This window comes from Rhodococcus sp. ZPP (assembly GCF_017656075.1).
GTDB classification, from domain to species: Bacteria; Actinomycetota; Actinomycetes; order Mycobacteriales; family Mycobacteriaceae; genus Rhodococcus_F; species Rhodococcus_F oxybenzonivorans.
Genome location: NZ_CP058638.1, coordinates 3,066,229 through 3,088,141, shown reverse-complemented (window position 1 = coordinate 3,088,141; position 21,913 = coordinate 3,066,229). Strand labels below are relative to the sequence as shown.

At 65.5% G+C, this 21,913-nt stretch carries 24 protein-coding genes; 22 read left to right on the top strand and 2 right to left on the bottom strand.

Features of this window, described 5'->3' with window-relative positions; genetic code table 11:
- Positions 1-19 precede the first annotated feature (19 nt).
- The 10 genes from HYG77_RS14760 (at position 20) to HYG77_RS14715 (ending at position 7,779) form a co-directional block, all read left to right on the top strand.
- Entirely contained in the window at positions 20-397 is a 378-nt protein-coding gene (locus tag HYG77_RS14760; RefSeq protein WP_208963068.1) for a nuclear transport factor 2 family protein, read from the top strand.
- 54 nt (positions 398-451) lie between these two features.
- Positions 452-1,291 (top strand): mycofactocin-coupled SDR family oxidoreductase, encoded by an 840-nt coding sequence (locus HYG77_RS14755; RefSeq protein WP_208963067.1) that lies wholly within the window; start codon positions 452-454, stop codon positions 1,289-1,291.
- Positions 1,292-1,338: 47 nt separating this feature from the next.
- Positions 1,339-2,307 (top strand): zinc-binding dehydrogenase, encoded by a 969-nt coding sequence (locus HYG77_RS14750; RefSeq protein WP_109325710.1) that lies wholly within the window; start codon positions 1,339-1,341, stop codon positions 2,305-2,307.
- An 81-nt stretch (positions 2,308-2,388) separates the two neighbouring features.
- Positions 2,389-3,144 carry a glucose 1-dehydrogenase gene (locus HYG77_RS14745; RefSeq protein WP_208963066.1) on the top strand — a complete coding sequence of 252 codons (756 nt, stop codon included), beginning with the start codon at positions 2,389-2,391 and terminating at the stop codon, positions 3,142-3,144.
- A 290-nt stretch (positions 3,145-3,434) separates the two neighbouring features.
- Positions 3,435-3,764: a helix-turn-helix domain-containing protein gene (locus tag HYG77_RS40955; RefSeq protein WP_348273578.1), complete on the top strand. Its 330-nt coding sequence runs from the start codon at positions 3,435-3,437 to the stop codon at positions 3,762-3,764.
- A gap of 301 nt (positions 3,765-4,065) precedes the next feature.
- Positions 4,066-4,563, top strand: coding sequence for a flavin reductase family protein (locus HYG77_RS14735; protein ID WP_208963065.1), 498 nt, complete (start codon positions 4,066-4,068; stop codon positions 4,561-4,563).
- A gap of 77 nt (positions 4,564-4,640) precedes the next feature.
- Positions 4,641-5,282 carry a 3,4-dihydroxy-2-butanone-4-phosphate synthase gene (locus HYG77_RS14730; RefSeq protein WP_208963064.1) on the top strand — a complete coding sequence of 214 codons (642 nt, stop codon included), beginning with the start codon at positions 4,641-4,643 and terminating at the stop codon, positions 5,280-5,282.
- A 104-nt stretch (positions 5,283-5,386) separates the two neighbouring features.
- Positions 5,387-6,550: an acyl-CoA dehydrogenase family protein gene (locus HYG77_RS14725; RefSeq protein WP_208963063.1), complete on the top strand. Its 1,164-nt coding sequence runs from the start codon at positions 5,387-5,389 to the stop codon at positions 6,548-6,550.
- A 140-nt stretch (positions 6,551-6,690) separates the two neighbouring features.
- A complete protein-coding gene (locus HYG77_RS14720; protein WP_244461358.1) occupies positions 6,691-7,302 on the top strand; it encodes a malonic semialdehyde reductase in 612 nt (203 codons plus the stop codon).
- 99 nt (positions 7,303-7,401) lie between these two features.
- Entirely contained in the window at positions 7,402-7,779 is a 378-nt protein-coding gene (locus tag HYG77_RS14715) for a nuclear transport factor 2 family protein (RefSeq protein WP_109325716.1), read from the top strand.
- Between the two features lie 403 nt (positions 7,780-8,182).
- Here HYG77_RS14715 and HYG77_RS14710 read toward each other — a convergent pair whose 3' ends face one another.
- Positions 8,183-8,956, bottom strand: coding sequence for an SDR family NAD(P)-dependent oxidoreductase (locus HYG77_RS14710; RefSeq protein ID WP_109325717.1), 774 nt, complete (start codon positions 8,954-8,956; stop codon positions 8,183-8,185).
- A gap of 241 nt (positions 8,957-9,197) precedes the next feature.
- Here HYG77_RS14710 and HYG77_RS14705 point away from each other — a divergent pair, with 241 nt between their 5' ends.
- The 10 genes from HYG77_RS14705 to HYG77_RS14660 all read left to right on the top strand — a co-directional run bounded on the left by HYG77_RS14705 (position 9,198) and on the right by HYG77_RS14660 (position 19,069).
- On the top strand, positions 9,198-10,598 hold the full coding sequence (locus HYG77_RS14705) for an MFS transporter (protein WP_208963061.1): 1,401 nt from the start codon (positions 9,198-9,200) through the stop codon (positions 10,596-10,598).
- A complete protein-coding gene (locus HYG77_RS14700) occupies positions 10,595-11,482 on the top strand; it encodes a transketolase (protein ID WP_109325719.1) in 888 nt (295 codons plus the stop codon). The genes HYG77_RS14705 and HYG77_RS14700 overlap by 4 nt, the downstream gene beginning before the upstream one ends.
- A 1-nt stretch (position 11,483) precedes the next feature.
- Positions 11,484-12,476 carry a transketolase C-terminal domain-containing protein gene (locus HYG77_RS14695; protein WP_109325720.1) on the top strand — a complete coding sequence of 331 codons (993 nt, stop codon included), beginning with the start codon at positions 11,484-11,486 and terminating at the stop codon, positions 12,474-12,476.
- Positions 12,477-12,592: 116 nt separating this feature from the next.
- On the top strand, positions 12,593-13,243 hold the full coding sequence (locus HYG77_RS14690) for a GntR family transcriptional regulator (protein ID WP_109325721.1): 651 nt from the start codon (positions 12,593-12,595) through the stop codon (positions 13,241-13,243).
- 191 nt (positions 13,244-13,434) lie between these two features.
- Complete coding sequence (locus tag HYG77_RS14685) at positions 13,435-14,601, top strand: acyl-CoA dehydrogenase family protein (RefSeq protein WP_109325722.1); 1,167 nt, start codon at positions 13,435-13,437, stop codon at positions 14,599-14,601.
- On the top strand, positions 14,598-15,536 hold the full coding sequence (locus HYG77_RS14680; protein ID WP_208963060.1) for an OB-fold domain-containing protein: 939 nt from the start codon (positions 14,598-14,600) through the stop codon (positions 15,534-15,536). Before HYG77_RS14685 ends, HYG77_RS14680 begins: the two co-directional genes overlap by 4 nt.
- Positions 15,536-16,648, top strand: a complete 1,113-nt coding sequence (locus tag HYG77_RS14675) for an acyl-CoA dehydrogenase family protein (RefSeq protein WP_208963059.1) — start codon at positions 15,536-15,538, stop codon at positions 16,646-16,648. The genes HYG77_RS14680 and HYG77_RS14675 overlap by 1 nt, the downstream gene beginning before the upstream one ends.
- Complete coding sequence (locus HYG77_RS14670) at positions 16,645-17,079, top strand: MaoC family dehydratase (protein WP_208963058.1); 435 nt, start codon at positions 16,645-16,647, stop codon at positions 17,077-17,079. Before HYG77_RS14675 ends, HYG77_RS14670 begins: the two co-directional genes overlap by 4 nt.
- A complete protein-coding gene (locus HYG77_RS14665) occupies positions 17,076-18,254 on the top strand; it encodes a lipid-transfer protein (protein WP_208963057.1) in 1,179 nt (392 codons plus the stop codon). The genes HYG77_RS14670 and HYG77_RS14665 overlap by 4 nt, the downstream gene beginning before the upstream one ends.
- Before the next feature lie 2 nt (positions 18,255-18,256).
- A complete protein-coding gene (locus HYG77_RS14660; protein WP_208963056.1) occupies positions 18,257-19,069 on the top strand; it encodes a MaoC/PaaZ C-terminal domain-containing protein in 813 nt (270 codons plus the stop codon).
- 5 nt (positions 19,070-19,074) lie between these two features.
- Here the strand turns inward: HYG77_RS14660 and HYG77_RS14655 are convergent, their stop codons facing one another.
- Positions 19,075-19,857, bottom strand: a complete 783-nt coding sequence (locus HYG77_RS14655) for an SDR family oxidoreductase (RefSeq protein WP_208963055.1) — start codon at positions 19,855-19,857, stop codon at positions 19,075-19,077.
- Positions 19,858-19,974: 117 nt separating this feature from the next.
- Between HYG77_RS14655 and HYG77_RS14650 the strand changes: the two genes are divergently transcribed.
- Both HYG77_RS14650 and HYG77_RS14645 read left to right on the top strand, forming a co-directional pair.
- Entirely contained in the window at positions 19,975-20,736 is a 762-nt protein-coding gene (locus HYG77_RS14650; RefSeq protein WP_109325730.1) for an SDR family oxidoreductase, read from the top strand.
- Positions 20,737-20,834: 98 nt separating this feature from the next.
- Entirely contained in the window at positions 20,835-21,887 is a 1,053-nt protein-coding gene (locus HYG77_RS14645; protein WP_208963054.1) for a ferredoxin--NADP reductase, read from the top strand.
- The last annotated feature ends 26 nt before the right edge of the window (positions 21,888-21,913 follow it).

Sequence of the window (21,913 nt, the reverse complement as noted above, 5' to 3'; positions counted from 1 at the left end):
TCAAAGCAAAGGAACAATCATGATTCAGACGACGACCGACCTGGAATCGACCACCCGCGCGTTCTACCGTGAGGTCGACGCCAACGACCCCGAAGTCTTCCGCCGCCGTCTCGCCGACACCGCCGTCTTCGCCTTCAACGACGTCGATCCGGTCACGGGATTCGAGGCAATTGATGCCTTCGTGTCCGCCTGGAAGGGCAACTTCAAGGCCGTCCTCCATCAACTCGACAACCTGGTCGTCGACACGGCGAAAAACACCGTCGCCATCGAGATCACCGTGTCCTACGTCTTTTCCGACGGCAACGAGACCAAGGTCAAGGGTTCGTCGTTCGTCGAATTCGCCAACGGTGACATTGTGAGCTGGCGGGTCTATGTCGATACCAGCCGGTTGAGCTGACCGACTCGTCACTACCTCACCACACACCCGCATCATCGACAGGAGAGCGCATCCATGGGACGAGTAGAGGGCAAGGTCGCACTGATCACGGGAGCGGCACGAGGCCAGGGCCGAAGTCACGCGATCCGACTCGCCGAAGAGGGCGCCGACATCATCGCCCTCGACATCTGCGATCAGGTCGCCAGCGCTGATCACACAATGGGCACCGAGGAAGAGCTGCAGGAGACCGTCGTTCTCGTCGAGAAACTCGACCGGAGGATCGTGGCGATCAAAGCCGACGTGCGCGATCGTGCTGCGCTCGAAAGTGCAGTGGCCGAGGGTGTTGCCGAACTCGGGCGTCTCGATATCGTCTCCGCCAATGCCGGGATCGCATCGACCGGGCCGATCATCGGACTCCCGGAACAGACATGGCAAGACGTGATCGATATCGACCTGACCGGCGTATTCCATACGGTGAACGCCGCGGTGCCCCACATCGTCGCGGGTGGACGCGGTGGATCGATTGTCTTGACGAGTTCTGCGGCCGGAGCGGCCGGCGTGCAGAATCTGGGTCACTACGTCGCCGCGAAACACGGCGTCCTTGGTCTGATGAAATCGCTCGCCCTTGAACTCGGACCGCAATTCATCCGAGTCAACTCGGTTCTTCCGACCAACGTCGACACCCCGATGATTCAGAACGAGACGGTCATGAAGCTGTTCATGCCACATCTCGAGCACCCCAGTCGCGTCGACGCCGAAAAGCCGGATTCCAACTATCGTGCAGCAAATGTGTTGCCGATCCCGTGGGTCGATCCGGTCGACATCAGCAATGCAGTCCTCTACCTGGCCTCCGACGAGTCCCGTTACGTCACGGGGATTGCCCTGCCGGTCGATGCAGGTTTCCTCATCAAGTAGACGCGCACACCGCTCAATCGGCGGCGTCACAAGTCAAGGAGTTCAACATGAAGGCGTGGATGTTCAACGGAGTCGGGTCACCGATCGACCTCGCCGAGGTCCCCGATCCCACCCCGGGCCCCGGTGAAGTCGTCGTCGACCTCAAAGCAGCCGGCCTGTGCCACACGGACGTAGGCATCACAGACGGGACGATGGCTGAGATCCTCGGCTTCACCCCGATCATTCTCGGGCACGAAGCCGCCGGAATCGTCTCCGCCGTCGGCGACGGAGTCGAGAACGTCTCGATCGGAGACCGGGTCGCAGTCAGCGCCATGGGAGACGGCAAAAGCGGAGTTCTCGGACAGAAGAACATCGGAGTTGGGCGCCACGGGGCGTACGCGGAGAAGACTCTGGCGCCGGCCAGCGAGATCATCCCCCTCCCAGAAACCGTGCCGTTCGAGCAGGCCGCTGCCGCAACCGATGCCGGCATGACCTCGTATCATGCGGTCTTCGTGCGCGGCGGCCTGAAACCTGGGACGCGAGTGGGCATCATCGGTCTCGGCGGCCTCGGAATGACCGCCGCACGGCTGGCGGTACTTGGCGGCGGCGAAGTGTACGCAGCGGAGATCAATCCTCGGGTGCACGCCGCCGGAATCGAACGCGGTGTCAAACAGGTTGTCGACGACGTCAAGGAGCTCGCGGCCTTTGAACTCGACCTGATCGTCGACTTTGCAGGATTCGGGACGACGACCGCCGGTGCCATCGAAGTAGTCAACAGCGGTGGCCGCGTTGTCCAGGTCGGTCTTGGCCGGGCCGAAGCAACCATCAATACCCACCTTCTGACCATGAAAGAGGTGGAACTGCGTGGGTCGATCGGAGGCACGCCCGCCGACACCGTCGAAGTGTTGAAGTTCATCTCGTCTGGAGATCTGGCTATCTCGACGCAGTCGATCGGTTTCACCGAAATTCGCTCGGGACTCGAGCAGTTGGCTCGCGGCGACGTCGGTGGAAAGCGACTCGTCGCGCTGTTCGATTGACCGATTGCGGGTGCGGCCGAGGAAACATTCGAGCCGGCGCTGCGCGACACCGGCGGGTGTCGGGAATTCAGGAGGATAGAAGTGGGCAAACTTGACGGACGTGTCGCGCTGGTAACAGGAGGTGCCTCGGGAATCGGGAAGGCACAAGCGGTACTTTTCGGGAAGCAGGGAGCGACCGTCGTCGTCGCGGACCGCGACGAATCCGGCGCTCGAGAGACCGCCGGTGCGATCGCGGCCGACGGCGGAAATGCGCTGGGTGTCGCACTCGATGTCACGGACGAAGACTCCGTTGCCGCGGCAGTATCGGCCACCATGAGCAGATATGGGCGGATCGACATTCTCAGCAACACAGCTGGGATGTTCGACCACTTTGCGCAGACCCTGGACACCGACCGCAAGCTATGGGACACAATGCTCGCGGTCAACCTGACAGGGATCTACACCGTCACCAATGCGATCTTGCCGCACATGATCGCTGCAGGTAAGGGCGTGATCGTCAACATCGCGTCCGGAGCAGGCCTGCGCGGTGGGGGAGGGGGCGCGGCATATACCAGCACGAAGCACGCAGTGGTCGGATACACGCGGCAGCTCTCGGCCGGCTATGGCAAGCAGGGCATTCGCGTCAACGCCATCGCGCCGGGGTTGATCGACACGCCCATGGTTGCGTCCTTCTCCCAGGACGAGGACACGCTCGCCGGGTTGCGGCAGCAGCCTGCTGGAAGGCTCGGGAAGCCGGAAGACATCGCGAATGCCGCATTGTTCCTTGTCAGTGATGATGCCGATTTCATTCACGCCGTCACGTTGCCGGTAGACGGCGGGCTGATCGAGACGCTCTAAACTCCATCCTGGAGAGAGCGATTCGGCTGACTTGCTGGCGGTTTCTGTTCCTCGGGCTGTCGGTGGGCGCGCGTGGCCGCCGACCGGTATCAGCTCATCCACGTTTGTCGGGATCGTCGGGGTCACGCCGGATGGCGCGACCGAGCGGCCAGGCCAGGGGTGGTGATCTGATCCCCGAGCCGACAACCCAATCCCACAAGGCGTTCCACTGCTTCTGCCACGGCTAGTGGGCGGGCAAGTGCAGGACGCATGCGGGCCGGCGAACCGGACGGGACGTTGACCAGGCCACGATGCAACGGTGCCGGCAGCGCGGAGCAGACTGTGGGCGTTGGCGTACATATCACCCAGGCAGAGTTCGCCGGAGACCGCACCCACGGGTATGTGGACGAGCGGTCCGTCGACCAGATCCGCAAACCCCCGCAGGGTGTCGTCCTATGCCGAAGGCTTCGCTGTGGTCTCGCCGGCGACGACCCCGGATGGCCGACCTGCGGTCGACTGTGAGCCTCTATCTCGACATGGACCACAGCCTGGCCAAAGTTGCTTCGGCAAAGCACATTTCCAACAACACGGTAACCTATCGAGTACAGAAGGCCTTGAGCCTTTTCAGCGCCCCCCGGTGAATCGACCACGGACCTGCGTGCCGCGCTCCGCATTTATGAGTGGCTCCGAGGCGCCCCATCGCTCAGTGGGAGCGATCGTAGGTCGATAGGCCGAACCCGCCACGCGACTGGTCCAGAAACCAAAAGTCGGCGACAACCCTGGGCTCTGCAGTAGTGCGATCTGGGCAACTTTTGCGGTCTACTTGTGGTGTAGAACACAGCGGGTGGTGAAAGCCCGAAGGCCAGCGGCACCCGTCCTGTCCCGTTCGTATTCCACGGTTCGTTGCGCTGAGAGCCGCAGTCGACAGAAGGAAGATCTACCATGCATACCCCGTCGAGTCCTGTCCAGGAAGCGTTCAAGGACGTGATGGCACACGTGGCCACTCCGGTCGCGGTCGTGACCTCCATGGACGGCGGCCTGCCCTTCGGCACCACCGTCAGCGCCTTCACCTCTTTGTCGATGACACCGCCGATGGTCCTGGTCTCCTTGGACCGCGGATCGGAGACGCTCGAACTGATCACGGCATCGAAGAAGTTCGGATTGAACGTGTTGGGCCGCGACCAGCATGGAACCGCGTTGAAGTTCGCGAAGAAGGGCGGAGTTGGCAAGTTCCATGGTGTGCGGTGGGACGTCGACCACGACCTTCCCCGAATCGCCGGCGCCGCCGGCTGGATCGCCTGTCACGTCGAGCAGTTCGTCGAGGGCGGAGATCATGTGGTTGTGCTCGGCAACGTCGTTGCGGCAGAGACCAATTACAGCGACCCGCTCACCTATCACCGCCGCGTATTCGGCACGCACTCGGCGCTCGAATCCGCATAACACTACCGGCCTCGATAACGCCGCTGCCAGAGCACTTCGACAGCACCACCGGAATAATCTGCAAAGGATGGCACGCCATGACGACCTCGTTAGCGCCCCGCGCCGCGCACCATCGGTCATGGTCGGCAATCGCAGCCGGTAGTCGCGCCCTCGCCGCCGGCGAGCTGATCATCCTGAGCCATCACCGTCGCGTCGTGCTCGTCGGGTGCGCCGGCGCCGCGACCACCGAGCAGATGGCCTTCCTGATCCGCCACACCACAGGATTCCTGCAGGTGGCGTTGCACGAACGGACCTGTGACCGTCTCGTTCTGCCGGAAGCGACCCCCACGGTTCGGGCCATCTCCACGCTCGGCCACGGCCAATGTGTCACCGTCGACGCCGCCGCCGGCATCACCACCGGGATCTCTGGCGCCGACCGAGCGCGCACTGCACGCATCCTCGCCGACCCGACCACCGAACCGAGCGATCTCACGAGGCCCGGGCACCTGATCCCGGTGCGCGTGACACCCATAGAGTTCCGTACGCGCCTGACCACCGCGTCAGTCGCCCTCGCGCTCACCGACACCGCTGAATCCCACTACTCGGGCGCGGTGTTCGCCGACCTCGACGGCATCGCTGACCCGACAGACGTCGGCGATCGAGACGATGCCGAGATCCTTGCCGACCGGTACGGGCTCACACTCGTCGCCGGTCCGGACCCCGAGGACACCTTCCGCTGACCAAGCCGGCATCCACACACCACAGGCGCGGTTCCGGCATGCCCAGAGCTACGCCGATCGCCCCCAGCAACTGAGAAACACCACACCACACATCGGAGGAAACAATGGACATCACCCGCACCGAACTCATGGACCGAGTGCACGCCCTGGTACCTGCCTTCGCCGAACGCGCGCAGAAGACCGAGGAGAACCGTGCTCCCCTCGACGAGACGATCACCGACCTCATCGACTCGGGAATCCTGGCGACGCTGACCCCCGAGGAGTACGGCGGACTCGAACTCGGACTCGACGTCGCCGCCGATATCGTCCGAACCATCAGCGCGGTCTGCCCGTCGACCGGGTGGGTCACCTCCTTCTACATCGGGGCGGCCTGGCGGGTAAACATTTTCACCGAACAGGCCCAACGAGAAGTGTTCGCCGACAAGCCCTACACCCTCACTGCGGGTACCGCGGCCCCGCTCGGGCAGGTGCAGAAGGTTGACGGCGGCTACCGCATCACCGGGCAGACGGCATGGAACTCCGGGTCGGTGCACGCGGAGTGGTTCACCTTCGCCGGTGTGGTGTTCGAGGAGGGCAGCGCCCCCACCCCGTTGTGGTTCCTCGTGCCCCGCGAGGACGTCAAGATTCTCGACACCTGGTACATCGCCGGCATGTCAGGAACCGGCAGCAATGACATCAGCGTCGAGGACGTGTTCGTCCCGGAGTACCGCACCGGGCCGTTCGCCCTCGCCCTCGCCGGTACCGCACCCGGGCAGCTGATCCACCCCAATCCCATGTACCACCTGCCCTTCCTGCCGTTCGCTATGGCCGAGGTCACCCCGGTCGTCGTCGGTGCGCTACGCGGTGCGGCGGACGCGTTCGTCCAGCGCACCAAGGACCGGCAGGGAACAATCAGCCAGGAGAAGGCCTCCGGCAAGCAGGCCGCCCAGATGCGTCTCGGCCGGGCGCTGGCCGCGGCGGACGCCGCCGAAACCCTTCTCGACGCCTTCTTCGAGCGCCTCACCGCGCCGCGACCTGAGCAGTCCGACCCCCGCGATCGTGCCGAAATGAAGCTCAAGGCAGCATATCTGGCGGACCTGGCCCGTAACGCCCTCAACGACATGGTTCGCGGCATCGGTGGGGATGGGTACCGGACCTCCGCACCGATCCAGCGGTTCTTCCGTGACCTGTCCGTTCTGTCGGTGCACGCATTCCTCGACATCGATACGGCCTCGGAAACCATCGGCCGGTTCACCCTCGACCTTCCCGTCGCCGATCCGCTCCTCTGACCGGATGCTGCTCCCTCTCATTCCGAGTCTCGGCCGTCAGCTGGAACCGCGGCCGAAGCTCGGGAGGGGCAATCGAGTAACCGCACAGGACCCGATCCGCGTTCCCGCACCACCGTCTGCAAAGAATGAGGAAAAGAGCACTGGTGAATAGTAACTCGACGATTGAATGCCTCGATGACGCAGCCAGAAACCTGCTGTTCGCGGGCGCACGAACAGTGAACAGCTTCGCCCCGACCCCGGTCAACGATGACGAACTCACACAAATCTGGGAAATGACCCGCTGGGCGCCCACGGCAGCGAACTCCCAGCCGATGCGCGTGCACTTCATCCGCACCGACGCCGCCCGCCGCCGACTGCTCGACCATCTCGACGAGGGTAACCGTGAGAAGACGGCGTCAACGCCCGTCACCGCAATTCTCGCCGTCGACAGCGAATTTCACGAGCACCTGCCCCGGCTGCTGCCCATCCGGCCACAGATCCGTGACGTCTTCGCCGACAACGACGCGCTGCGCGAGCGCACCGGCAACTTCAACGCCGCCCTGCAGGCGGGGTACTTCATCCTCGCCATCCGTGCCGCCGGTCTGGCGGCTGGGCCGATGGCCGGCTTCGATCCCGCAGGAATAGACGCGGAATTCTTCTCCGGAACCTCCTGGAGGTCCATCCTGGTCGTCAACATCGGGTACCCCGGCAAGAATCCGTGGTTCGAACGTCTCCCCAGACTCGACCCCGCAGAGACCGTGCGCTGGGCCTGAGGGCTGTAGACCGCTCTCCGATCGTGCCATCTCGAGTCCAGATCGACCCGACAAAGTGCGGGGCCATCCCGTCACATCACCAGAGAAAGAGAGTTCGCGATGACCACAGCCACTTCCGAGGTCGAGACCACCCGTAAACTTCTCGAAGCTGCCGACACCGACATCGCAGCGTTCTTCGACTTCTTCTCCGACGACTGCGTTTTCCGGATGGGCAACAACGCCCCCGTCATCGGGAAGAGCGCGATTCAAGCTTGGGTAGCGCAATACCTGACCTCTGTGGTGTCGATGCGCCACGAGATCATCGAAGAATGGTCGGAAGGCAACGTCGCCGCGCTCCGGGTGGAGGTCACCTACACCTTGCAGAACGGTGAATCTTTCACACTCCCGGCCGTCACGCGCACCCGCGTCGAGAACAACAAGGTGACCGAGTACCTGATCTTCATGGACCCCAGCCCCGTTGTCTCGGGCAGCAAATAGGGCGTCCGGTGCCTGCTGGCCGGGGGGCCGGCATCCTGAAAACTACACCGCGACTCGGATTCTGCGGCAACCCGACGAGCTCAGCACAACTCGGCCAGGCCTGCGGCCGCGGTGTCCCAACGCGGCCGTGACGTCTACTTTCCGAAGGGGCAACCGATGGCAGCGCTGGTCCTCTACATTGTGGTCGCACTGTTCGGCCTCCTCCATGGAGACGGGCGCGGGAGCGCGGAGAGCACTTCGGCACATCGCATACGCACACATTGCGCTACGCTGCGCGCAGGCGTGCGCCGAGTGGGGGGCTCGAATCTTCGCAGCACTGTGAGTCCGTCGGTGGCGTGCATACCCACCCCTGGGTAACCCATCAGGACCATCCGCGACACGCGGTCGAGGTGTTATCCCCTACTCAGTGCAGGTGGCTGCCGCCGTTGATGTCGACGGTGGTGCCGGTGAGGTAGGCGGCGTCCTGCGAGGACAGGAAGGTGATCACCGCGGCGACTTCGGTGGTGGTGGCGACCCGGCCGAGGGGGATGTCGCGGCACAGTGCCGCTTCCGTTTCGGGGGTGTTGCCGACGCGGATGCTGGTGTCGACTGCACCGGGGGTGACGGCGTTGACGGTGACTCCACTGTCGCCGAGTTCGCGTGCGAGGGACTTGGTGAAACCGAGGATCGCGGCTTTCGCGGACGAGTAGGGCACCTTGCCGAAAACTCCGCCACCGCGCTGGGCGGAGACCGACGACATGTTCACGACCCGTCCCCAGCCGTTGTCGATCATGGCCGGCAAGAATGCGCGGGTGACGAGGTAGGTGCCGGTGGCGTTGACCGCCATCACCTTGTTCCACAGTTCCAGCGTCGTCTCGAGGAACGGTACCGGTGAGGTGATGCCCGCGATGTTGGCGAGCGCACCCACAGCGGGGAGGTTCCCGGCCGCAACTTCGGTGGCGACCGCGTCGTGCGCCCGCTGGACCGAGTTCTCGTCTGCGACGTCGATGTCGTGACCGAAGACCGGGACACCGAACTCGTTGCCGATCTCGGCCGCGACCTTCGCGGACTTCTCGCCGTCGAGGTCGAGAACGACGATCGCCCAGCCCTCTTCGGCGTAGCGGCGGGCGGTGGCGAGACCGATGCCACGCTCGGAAGTGGCGCCAGTGACGACGGCGGTGCGCTGGATGGACGACATGATCGCTCCTCGTTGTTGGAAATCTGACCGTTCCCGGGTGATGCGATGGAAAGACGGAACCGGTCGACGATGCGGTAAGTGACTGCCACCACAGTAAGCCGATTAACTGTTAACAGTCAACCGTCATCGGATGACGGTTGACAGATCGACGTGGCTCGGATCACACTGTTGAGACGTCACTGTTGACAGTCAACAAGTCGGCGGCAATCGTAGAAACCGGCAGCCCGAAGAGGAGTCACCCATGAGTACCGAAACACTCAGGATGAGAGGTCCTGTCCACGGCACGAAGGACGCCAAGCGCGTCGCAATCGGCTCCTCGGTGGGGGCGGTCATCGAGACCTACGACTTCATCGGGTTCGGCACGGCCGCGGCGCTGTACTTCGGTACGGCTTTCTTTCCGGGTGCGGATCCGGTCACCGGCACACTCGCGGCCTTCGCGACGCTGGGTGTCGGTTTCGCTGCGCGCCCGCTCGGCGGCGTACTCGGCGGGCACCTCGGAGACAAGCTGGGCCGTAAACCGGTTCTGGTGGCGTCGTTGATCGCGATGGGTCTGGCGACCTTCGCGATCGGACTGTTGCCGACCTATTCGCAGGTGGGGCTGATTGCGCCGGTGCTGCTGGTTCTGGTTCGTATCGTCCAGGGTCTCGCCTTCGGCGCCGAGTGGGGCGGTGCGATCTTGATGAGCTACGAACACGCCCCATGGAAGTCGAAGGGGAAATACACCGGCATCGTGCAGGCCGGCTTCCCCGTCGGGCTGCTACTCGCGAATCTGGTGTTCCTGTTCAGCGTGCACCTCGGCGGCGACTGGGCGTGGCGCGTGCCCTTCCTCGCGAGCATTGTCCTGGTGATGGTCGGGTTGGTCATTCGGTCGAAGGTTCCCGAGTCACCGGTCTTCGAGGACGTGAAGAACGAGGGCGAGATCGTCAAGTCGCCGGTGCTCGACTCCATCAAGTACGACTGGCGCAACATCCTGCGCGGCATCGCACTCCGTGTTGCCGAGACCGCGGGCTACGCGGTGTCGATCACCTACATGATTTCCTACCTGCACAATGAGGGTCTCGCCGGAAAATCCGAAACGCTTGTCGCCCTGTGCATTGCGTCCGCGATGGGCATCTTCGCCACCATGGCCTGGGCCCGACTCACCGACCGCATCGGACGCCGACCCCTCTACATCGGGTCCTGCGCGTTCGCGGCACTCTTCGGTGTCCCGATGTTCCTGCTTGTCAACACGGGCGTGTTCATTCTCATCATCGCCACCATCGTGATCTCCTACGCCGTCTGCCAGAACTCGCTGGCGGGTGCGCAGGGTGCCTGGTTTCCCGAACTGTTCGACGCCGCCCGCCGATCGTCGGGAGCCTCACTCGCTTACCAGATCTCCGCGATGGTCTCCGGCTTCACGCCTTTCGTCACCACGTTGCTGTTCGTCTCCTTCGGCTGGTGGGGGCCGGCGCTGTTGTTCAGCACATACGCCCTGATCGGACTCTGGGCAGCGCTGATCACCAAGGAAACCTGGGGGCCCACCGAGCGACGCCTCGCTGACGAGGCGGTGGCGAGCGCCGATTCCAAAAGCGCCGGCGCACCCACCACAACCACGAATACCGGCACGACGAACACGATTCGCAAGGAAAAGGAACTCCTGTGACCACCACAACCGCCACCGCCGCGGCCGACGCCACCACCCGTGAAGCATCGCGGATCGCCAGCATCGAGCAGTTCGCCTACCGGATGCGACACAACATCATCGACATGGGTGAGGAGCAGGGCCAGGGGTACGTCGGGCAAGGGCTTGGGGCCGCCGACATCTTCGCCACCGTCTACGCCGACCAACTCCGCTACCGCGCCGACGACCCGCACTGGGAAGGCCGGGATCGCTTCCTGCTCTCCACCGGCCACTACGCCATCGGCCACTACGCCGCCCTCGCCGAAGCGGGCATCATCCCACGCAGCGAACTGGAAACCTACGGTTCCGACGACTCGCGCCTACCGATGTCGGCGATGTCCACCTACACCCCCGGCATGGAAATTTCGGGTGGCTCCCTCGGGCACGGACTGACCATCGCGGTCGGCATGGCGCTCGGGTTGCGGCACCAGCACTCCACCGCCCGCATCTTCAATTTTCTCTCCGACGGCGAACTCGACGAGGGCTCGACGTGGGAAGCGGCGATGGGCGCCCACCACCACCGGCTGGGCAATCTCACCGCGATGGTCGACATCAACGCCCTGCAGGCGGACGGGGCAACCTCGACCGTGCTGAGTACCGAACCGATACACGAGAAGTGGGCGGCGTGCGGCTGGCACGTCGAGCGCGTCGACGGCAACGACGTCACCGCCCTCGTGCGTGCGTTCGACAACGCCGCCGCCGAATCCGGCGGAAAGCCGTCGATCATCCTCTGCGACACCAAGGTCGGCAAAGGTGTGCCCCTGCTCGAGACCCGGGAGAAGGCGCACTTCATGCGCATCGAGGAACACGAGTGGCAGATCTGCCGCGACCAACTGACCGCCGGCTTCAACGACAAGGACGCCTGAGATGACCACCGCCAGTAAGCCGAAGCTCAAGACGTCGGCGATGATCGCCTCGTTCGTCGACGACGACCAGAAGACCACCACGGCGCCGTTCGGACACGCCCTCGTGAAAGCCGCCCGGGAGAACGACAAGATCGTCGGCCTCTCCGCCGACCTCGCCAAGTACACCGACATGCACATCTTCGCGCAGGAGTTCCCCGACCGGTTCTTCCAGATGGGGATGGCCGAGCAGCTGTTGTTCGGCGCCGCCGCCGGGATGGCCGAGACCGGGCTGGTTCCGTTCGCATCCACGTATTCGGTGTTCGCCGCGCGCCGCGCCTACGACTTCCTGTGCCTCGACATCGCCGAACCGAATCTCAACGTCAACATCATCGGCGGCCTACCCGGCCTGACCACCGGCTACGGTCCCAGCCACCAGGCGACCGAGGACATGGCCATTTTCCGGGGCATCCCCAACCTCACCATCGTCGACCCGTGCGACTCGGTGGACATCGAACAGGCCGTCCCGCAACTCGCCGCCTCCGACGGCCCCACCTACCTGCGGCTGCTGCGCGGGAAGGTCGCGACTGTGCTCGACGAGTACGACTACACCTTCGAGCTCGGCAAGGCGAAGGTGCTCCGCGGCGGCAACGACGTCGTCTTCGTCACCAGCGGGCTGATGACGATGCGCGCGCTGCAGGCCGCCGACCGGCTCGCCGAGCACAACGTCGACGTGGCGGTCGTGCACACGCCCACGATCAAACCGTTCGACGCCGCGACCGTCCTCGCCGAGGTGAACACCGACCGGCTGGTGGTCACCCTGGAAAACCACACCGTGATCGGCGGTCTCTTCGAAACCGTGGCCGCCGCCGTCGTCTCTGCCGGACTCGGTAAACGCATCGTGCCGATCGCCCTGCCCGACCAGTTCCTCGACGCGGGGGCCCTGCCCACCCTGCACGAACGGTACGGCCTCAGCACGGACCGTATCGTCGCCAAGGTTCTGGGCGAACTGGCATGACCAGCTCGTACGGCCCTCGCCGCAGGCCCGGCGGTGGGGGCCGTACGATGGCTGTCAACAGGTTGCTGTCAACAGACCTTTGTCGACAGTTGATCGCTGATACCACGGAGGCACCCATGGCCGGACAACCCGCCGCACTGCTCGGGCTGGAGAAGACCAGTCTCCGTCAGCAAGCCGTCGCTGCCTTGCGGGTCGCGATCACCAGCGGGGAACTCGCGCCGAGCAGCCCCCTCGTGGAAACCGAACTGTCCGAGAAGCTGCAGATCAGCCGCGGCACGCTCCGCGAGGCGATGCGGCAACTCCAGCAAGAAGGATTGATTACGGCAGGCGCGCGCGGTCGCCTTTATGTCCGGCATCTCGATTACAAGGAGATCCGCGACATCTTCGCCGTCCGCGCCGCACTCGAGGCGCTGGCGGTCCGGGAACTCGCCGGCCTGCCCGACCGCACCACCGTCATCGCGGAACTGCGCGCTGCCCTCGAGGTCATGGACACCGCCGTCCTCGAAGCCCGCATCGAGGCCGATCTGAATTTCCACCGCACCATGTGCGCTCTCACCGGCAACGACACACTTGTGCACTCGTGGATCTCCCTCGAAGGGTCCATCCGAATGTCGATCATGTTCGCCGGCCTCGATCGCGCCGTCGGGAACATGGACGTCGGCCGCCACAGCGCCATCGTCGACGCCATCGAAACCGGTGATGCCGATGAGGCCGCCCGCGCGATCCAGACCCACATGGATTGGGCGGCATCGAACCTCGTCGCCTGAACCCCCGACGAAACTTCCTCTCCACCACGCAGCCTGACCCGCCATTCCCGGCGAGTCGCCGACATCTACGATGCCCACCTCCCGGTGACCGAGACATCGCCACCGAGGCGCCGGAGTGCTGGTTAGCGTCCAGAACGACGTTCGCTGCAGCCACGCGAACGAACGTAGCGACAGGCATGAGGAGAACGCTGATGGACTCGAGGGAATCGCCCGCGCAGCGGGAACTCCGGAGGGAGTTGCGCGCCTACTTCGCGGCACTGCTGCCCGAGGAGAAGCGGCGTATCGCGGGTGAGAAGGGCGTCGGCGGGGAGCATTTCCGCGAGATCGTGCGACTGCTCGGCAAGGACGGTTGGCTGGGTATCGGCTGGCCCGTCGAATTCGGCGGGCAGGGCCGGTCGGTCGAGGAGCAGTTCGTGTTCTTCGACGAGGTGCAACGGGCCGGGCTGCCGTTTCCCTTCGTCACCGTCAACACCGTCGGCCCCACCTTGATGAAGTACGGCACCGAGGAACAGAAGGCCCGGTTCCTCCCCGGCATCCTGGCCGGTGAAATCGTCTTCGCCATCGGCTACACCGAGCCCGGCGCCGGCACGGACCTCGCGTCGTTGCAGACGCGGGCGGTCCGCGACGGCGACTCCTGGGTGGTGGATGGCAACAAGATCTTCACCAGCGGGGCCAATACGGCCGACTACGTGTGGCTCGCGTGCCGCACCGATACGACAGCGCCCAAACACCGGGGTATTTCGATTCTGATCGTGCCGACGGACGATCCCGGGTTCAGCTGGTCACCGATCTCCACGGTGGGCGGTCTGACGGTCACCTCCACCTACTACAGCGGAATCCGCGTCAGCGATCAGGACGTGGTCGGAGCCGTCGACGGCGGGTGGCAGCTGATCACCGCCCAACTCAATCACGAGCGCATCGGCCTCGCGGCCCTCGGTGGCCGCACACTCGGGTTGTGGCATCAGGTACTCGACTGGGCCAAGGCAAACGGCGCTCTCGAGATCCCTTGGGTGCAATCCGAATTCGCTCGCACCCACGCCAAGCTCGAGGCCATGCGCCTGCTGAACTGGAAGATGACGGCAGCCGTCGCGAACGACACGCTGTCGGGCGCCGACGCCGGCGCCACCAAGACCTACGGCACCGAAACGCACGTCGACGTGTATCGGGCGCTACTCGGAATTCTCGGTGCCGCCGGCCGGTTGCGCCCCGGGTCGCCGGGGGCCGTCCTGGCGGGGCAGATCGAACAGATCTCCCGGCAGAGCGTCGTCAACACGTTCGGTGGTGGAGTCAACGAAGTGCTGCGGGACATGGTGGGCACTCGAGGTCTCGGTCTGGTGCGCGAGAAGAGGGCGAAGTGAGTGACCTACTCGCCCGGTTACGCGCCTTCGAAGGCCGGACGATCGTCCCGGCCACGTGGGGACCCGACCCGGTGAACACTCCGATGATCCGGCACTGGGTCGAGGCGATGGGCGACACCAACCCCATTTACCTCGACGACGACGCCGCACGCGACACCGGACGTGAGGGCGCCGTCGCCCCGGCGCCGATGTTGCAGGTGTGGACGATGCGCACGTACGCCGACAAGATGTCCGGTGCCGATCCGTCCGATGTCTGGACCGAGCTGATCGAGACCTTCGACAGTGCGGGGTTCACCTCGGTGGTGGCGACAGATTCCGATCAGGAGTTCTTCGTCGAACTGCGTCCCGGGGAGCGGGTGAGCGCGACGGAGGTGGTCGAAGCCGTCTCCGAGGAAAAGCAGACGGGTCTCGGAGCGGGGCATTTCGTCACCACCCTCAAGACGTACCGAAACGGTGACGGTGTCGTCGTGGGGACTCAGCGGTGGCGGACCCTCCGCTTCCGGCCCACCCCGAAAGCGGCCCCGCGCCCGCTTCGCCCGCGCCCGGCCCTCAACGCCGACAACGCGTTCTGGTTCGAGGCCGCCCGCGAGCACCGCCTCGTGATCCAGCGCTGCGCTCGGTGCGGTGTGTTGCGGCATCCGACCGGACCCATGTGCGGGCAGTGCCGCTCCACGGAGTGGAACACCGTCGACGCGTGCGGTCGCGGCACCGTCTACACATTCGTCGTCAATCACCACCCGAAGATCGATGCCTTCGACTACCCCCTGATCGTGGCGGTGGTCGAACTCGAAGAGGGCACACGCCTGATCGCGAACATGACGGACGTCGAACCCGAACACGTCTTTATCGGAATGCCGGTGGAGCTCGACTGGATCGACGCCGATCCCGAACTCACGCTCCCCGCCTTCCGGCCCCAACGATCGAGGGAGCACTGATGGATTTCACCTTCAGCGAGGAACAGCAGGCGGTCCGCGGACTTGCCTCCGATGTGTTTGCCGCGAAGGCAACCCCCGAGCGGATCAAGCAGGTCGAATCCTCGGCGGAGCGCATCGACGGAGACCTCTGGCGTGAACTGGCCGGCACCGGTCTCCTCGGAATCGCCCTTCCGGAGAATTTCGGTGGCGGCGGTATGGGTCTGCCCGAGTTCTACGTCCTCCTCGAGGAGCAGGGCAGGCACGTGGCCCCCGTTCCGTTGTGGCCGCACGTGCTCGGCGCGCTCGCGATCTGCGAGTTCGGGACACCGGACCAACGGGACGTCCTTGTGTCCTCTGCGGCCGACGGCAGCCTGTTCCTCACCATCGGAATCGAAGAATTCGGGCCCTACGGAGACGGGGTCACGTCGACGACGGCCACCGAGGTCGACGGCGGGTGGCGGCTGACCGGTGCGAAAGCCGCGGTGCCGGTGATGCACGCTGCCGAACGGGTCGTCGTGTCGGCCACGACCCCGTCCGGTGCGGCGCTGTTCCTGGTCGACCCGCGGTCGGAAGGAGTGACCGCCGAACGGGGTGCATCGACTACCCACGAGATCTGCGCGAACGTCACGTTCGACGCGACACCCGCGGAGCTGCTCGGTCCGGCGGACGGCACCACACCCGCCTGGCTTCAGGAGCGGGTCGAATTGGCCCTTGCTGCACTGCAACTGGGTGTCGGAGAGGAGGCGGTGCGTCAGTCCGTGACCTACCTCAACGAACGCAACCAGTTCGGTCGCCCACTCGCCACCTTCCAGGCCGTCACTCATCAACTCGCGGACTGCTACATCGATCTCGAGGCGATGCGGGTGACGTTGTGGCAAGCCGTCTGGCTCCTCGCGAACTGTGAAAACCCGGGAACTGCGGTGCTGGTGGCCAAGTGGTGGGCTACCGACGCCGGTCAGCGGGTGGTGCACCGAACCCAGCACGTGCACGGCGGCATCGGCGTGGACACGGACTACCCGGTGCACCGCCACCTGCTGTGGGGTAAACAACTCGCGGCCACCCTCGGCGGCTCCGCCTCTGACCTGGCGCGGCTCGGAGCCCTGCTTGCATCCGGTGTCGAGGTGGTCGCATGAGCACCGCGACCGGTGCCCTCCGCCCGTTCACCGGGGTCGAGGTGGGGTCAAGCCTGCCCGAACTGGCAATTCCGCTGACCCGCACCCTCATCGTGGCCACCGCGCTGGCCACCAGGGACTTCCAGGACGTCCACCACGATCCCGCACTGGCCGTCGAGCGTGGCTCGAAGGACGTGTTCATGAACATCCTCACCACCAACGGCCTGGTGGGGCGGTTCGTGACCGACTGGGCCGGACCGCAGGCGTCGTTGCGACGCATCGCGATTCGCCTGGGCGCCCCGAACTATCCCGGTGACGTACTGACGTTGACCGGCGAGGTGATCTCGAACGAGGCCGGGGTGGTCACCGTGAAGGTGCGCGGCGCCAACAGCATCGGTGATCACGTGACCGGCACCGTCACTGTCGCCCGGGCCGCGGGAGGACCTCAGTGATCAGCCCATTGTCGGGCGCGGCCGCCATCGTCGGCATCGGCGCCACCGAGTTTTCCAAGAACTCCGGACGCAGCGAACTCCAACTCGCATGTGAGGCGGTCGTCGCGGCTCTCGCGGACGCCGGCATCGACCCCGCAGAGGTGGACGGACTGTCCACCTACACCGCGGAAACCAACGGCGAGGTGCTCGTCGCCCGCAACACGGGCATCGGAGAGTTGAAATTCTTCTCCCGCATCGGGTACGGCGGCGGCGCCGCCTGCGCAACCGTGCAGCAGGCGGCGATGGCCGTCGCCACGGGAATCGCCGACGTCGTGGTCTGCTACCGCGCTTTCAACGAACGATCGGGGGTGCGTTACGGACTCGGCCAGCACGACCGGCCCATGGACAGCACCGCCGACCGGGCCGCGTATGCCTGGCTGACACCACAGGGACTGTCGACGCCGGCGCAGTGGGTGGCCATGTTCGCGCGCCGCTACATGCACCAGTACGGCGCCACCAGTGAGGATTTCGGGCGAGTCGCGGTGGTCGCACGCAAGCATGCCGCCGACAATCCTGCGGCCTGGTTTTACGGACGGCCCATCACGCTCGAGGACCATCAGAGCTCGCGGTGGATCGCCGAACCCCTGCATCTACTGGACTGCTGCCAGGAAACCGATGGCGGTCAGGCGCTCGTCATCGTGTCGGCGGAACGCGCTCGCAACCTGGCGCACAAACCCGCTTTCGTCGCGGGCGCCGCTCAAGGCTCCGGCAAGGACCAGCACATGATGTCGAGCTACTACCGGCCCGACATCACCGGAATCCCCGAGATGGGATTGGTGGCCCGGCAGTTGTACGGGCAGAGTGGTCTGAGACCAGAGGATATTTCGGCCGCGATCCTCTACGACCACTTCACCCCCCTGGTGTTGCCACAACTCGAAGAGCTCGGTTTCTGTAAGCCGGGCGAGGCCAAGGACTTCATCCGCGAGGGCAACCTCGAGGTGGGCGGGCGTCTGCCGGCCAACACCCATGGTGGGCAGATCGGCGAGGCGTACCTGCACGGGGTGAACGGGATCGCGGAGGCAGTCCGGCTGATCCGCGGAACCTCGACCACACAGCCGGACGACATGCGCAACGTGCTGGTGACCGCCGGCACGGCAGTACCGACCAGCGGCCTGATCCTGAGCAGTGAGGACTGAACATGACGAGCACACACAAAAGGTCCGCGGCGGCGTGGCGAGGCGAGGACCTCGGCACTCGTACCGTGGCCTACGACGAGCGGGACGCGATTCTGTATGCGCTGGCGGTGGGCGCCCGCGCCACCGAACTGGACCTCGTCTTCGAGGACCGGCTGCGGGTGCTGCCCACCTTCGCGTTGACTCTCGCGCAGTGGGCACCGGACGAGCTGGGATCACGTGGTGCCTTCGACACGAAGACCGCGCTGCACGGCTCGCAGAACCTGACGGTGCGCGCGCCGCTCCCACGCCGCGGTGACATCACCCTGTCGGCATCGGTGGGTGAGGTGTGGGACAAGGGGTCGGCGGCGGTATTCGAGGTGCGCGTCGAGTCCGACTTCTTCGTGGCCACCTGGTCGCTGTTCGCGCCGGGGGCGGGTGGATTCGGCGGGGAGCGTGGACCGTCGAAACCGGCTCGGCCAGAGGGTGAGCCGACCGTGGAGGCGGTGGTGAACACTGCGGACAATCAGGCGGCGCTGTACCGGCTGACCGGGGACCGGCACCACATACACCTCGACCCGGCTGCGGCCGCCCGGATCGGCCAGCCCCGGCCGATCATGCACGGGTTGTGCACACTGGCGGCGAGCACCCTCGAATTGGCGCGCCAACTCGGCGTACACCCCGCGGATCTGGTGGAAGTGGAGGGCCGGTTCGCCGCCCCGGTGTTCCCTGGCGACTCACCGGTTCTGCGGGCGTGGGGTGACGCGGCTGCCGCGTCGTTCGAGCTCGTCCACGGCGGGCACCCGGTGATCGCCGGGGCCCGCGCGGCGTTCGGCTAGCAGCGTCACGAGCGGTCGGGGTGGGTGGCGAGGAAGCGGGCCGGGTACTCGCCACCACCGTGAACGGCGAGATCGGCACCGTTGACGTACGACGCCAGCGGACTCGCCAGGAACAGGCAGGCGCCCGCGATGTCCGACGGCACCGCCATCCGGCCCATGGGCAGGGTACGGGTGACGGCGGCGCCGCCGTCGTCGCCGTAGACCGTCGCGGCGCTGTCCGTGCGGATGAGCCCCGTGGTGACGTGGTTGATCCGCACCTTCGGGGCCCATTCGAGCGCAAGCGCCTTGGTCAGGACGAGCAGACCGGCTTTCGCGGCGCTGTACGCGGCGGTGCCGGGCTGGGGGTCGTGAGCGGAGACGCTTCCGATGTTGATGATGGCACCGCCCTCGGGCTGCTGCTGCATCACAGCATTGGCCGACTGGGCGACAGTGAAGGGCGCCAACAGGTTCAGGGCGATGATCTTCTCGACGAAGCGCGGCGAGACGGTGGCCGCGTCGGCGTCGGGGGAGCCGCCGGCGTTGTTGACGAGTACGTCCAGGCGGCCGAACCGGGTGACGGCGTCGTCGATCAGCGCGGCGGCGTCGTCGGCGTCGCGCACATCGGTCGCGCGGAAAGACGCGGTGCGGTCCCCGTGTGCCGGAAGCGCATCCGGGCGAGTGCGCGCGCAGACGAGGACGTCGGCGCCCGCCTCGAGGAACGACTGGGCGATGACGAATCCGATGCCCTTGGTGCCGCCGGTGACGACCACGGCGCGGTTCCGGAAGTCGAGGGGGTTGGGGAGAGTCACGGTAGTCCTCCGAGATGGGGGAGAGCGCGAGAAACACTGACGCTCAGCGGAAGTGGGACCAGTCGTCGAACGACGGCCGGAGATATCGGAACCGATAGTAGGCGAACAGGAGTGGGTATGGGCAAGCTGGACGGCAAGGTCGCGTTGATTACCGGCGCGGGGCAGGGAATCGGACAGGGGATCGCCCTCGCCCTGGCCAAGGAAGGAGCGGCGATCGCCGTCGCGGGCCGAACCGAATCGAAACTGGTCGGCACCTGCGAGCGCCTCACGGCGCTGGGGGCACGCAGCGTGCCCGTCGTCTGCGATGTCAGCAGACGGGACGACATCGTGGCCGCCGTCGAACGCACCGTGGACGCTTTCGGTGGCGTGGACATCCTGGTGAACAACGCCAACGACTGCAAGCCGGGCCCGATTCTGTCGGTCGTGGACGACGAGTACGAGCGGTCGTTCGCGACGGGGCCGCTCGCGACGCTCCGCATGATGCAGTCGTGCCATCCGCACATGAAGGTCCGCGGTGGCGGCGTGATCGTCAATCTGGTGACCTCGGCGGCGGTGCGGTGGGACGCGAGCAATTACGGTGCCTACGGTTCGATCAAGGAGGGAATGCGCTCACTGACCCGGTCGGCTGCCTGCGAATGGGGCACCGACGGCATCCGGGTGCTCTCCGTCGCGCCGCACGCGAAGACCCCGGCCCTCGAACGCTGGATGAACGACAATCCGGAGGAGGCGGCCGAGTTCGTGGCGGGTATTCCGCTCGGTCGGGTCGGTGACGCCGAAACCGACATCGGACGCGCCGTCGTCTTCCTGGTCGGCGAGGACGCCGGCTACCTCACCGGGGCGACGATCCCGCTGGACGGTGGCCAGTCCAGGTGGGGTTGACGGCTGATCCCGCCCACCGGGAAAACCCACGGCCGTAGCCGCCGGTCTCCACTAGTTTCGGCAGGATCGAACTCCCATACCGAGAGGGCACCGTCGCGATGACGACCGTTACAACACCGCGCAATTCACGATCAGTAGTGGTGACCGTCGCCGCTGTGGTGGAGGAAACGTCCGAGGCCCGATCGTTGGTATTCGACGTTCCGCCCGAACGGCGAGACGAATTCGCCTACAAACCCGGCCAGTTTCTGACGCTGCGTATTCCGAGCGATCGATCCGGCTCGGTGGCGAGGTGCTACTCGCTGGCCAGCTCGCCGTTCACCGATGACCTCCCGAAGGTCACGGTCAAGCGCACCGCGGACGGCTACGGTTCGCACTGGCTGTGCGATCACGTCGACGTCGGTGACCGAATCGAGGTTCTCCCGCCGGCCGGGGCATTCACGCCGGTCGATCTCGACGAGGACGTGCTCCTGTTCGCCGCGGGCAGTGGGATCACCCCGGTGATGTCGATCCTGAAGTCCGCGTTGAGCCAGGGCAGCGGCAAGGTCATGCTCTTCTACGCGAACCGGGACGAGAGGTCGATCATCTTCGCGGCGGAGCTGCGCGAGCTTGCCTCCCGCCACGACGATCGGCTCACCGTCGTGCACTGGCTCGAGAGTGTGCAGGGCCTGCCCACTGCGCGGCAGTTGGCGAGTCTGTCGGATCGGTGGCACGACCGCCGGGCGTATGTGTGCGGACCACGACCGTTCATGGGCGCAATTCACGAGGCGCTCGCGCTCGTCGGCATGCCGCGGAACAAGGTGCACGCCGAGGTGTTCACCTCGCTGTCGGGTGATCCGTTCGCGCCCGAGGTCGAGCAGATTCCGGTCGGTGACGAGGGGGCGACGGCCACGGTCGAGGTGCAGCTCGACGGCGACACCCATAACCTCAGCTGGCCACGCGCAGCCACTCTGGTCGACGTCATGCTGTCCAAGGGGCTCGAAGTCCCGTATTCGTGCCGTGAGGGCGAATGTGGTTCGTGCGCGTGCACCGTGATCGAGGGAGAGGTCTCGATGGACAGTGCCGCGATACTCGATCCCGAAGACATCGCGAACGGTTACATTCTCGCCTGCCAGGCACGACCCGTCAGCGAACATCTCCGAATCGAATTCTGAGTACACCCAGCGTCGGCCAGGAGTGG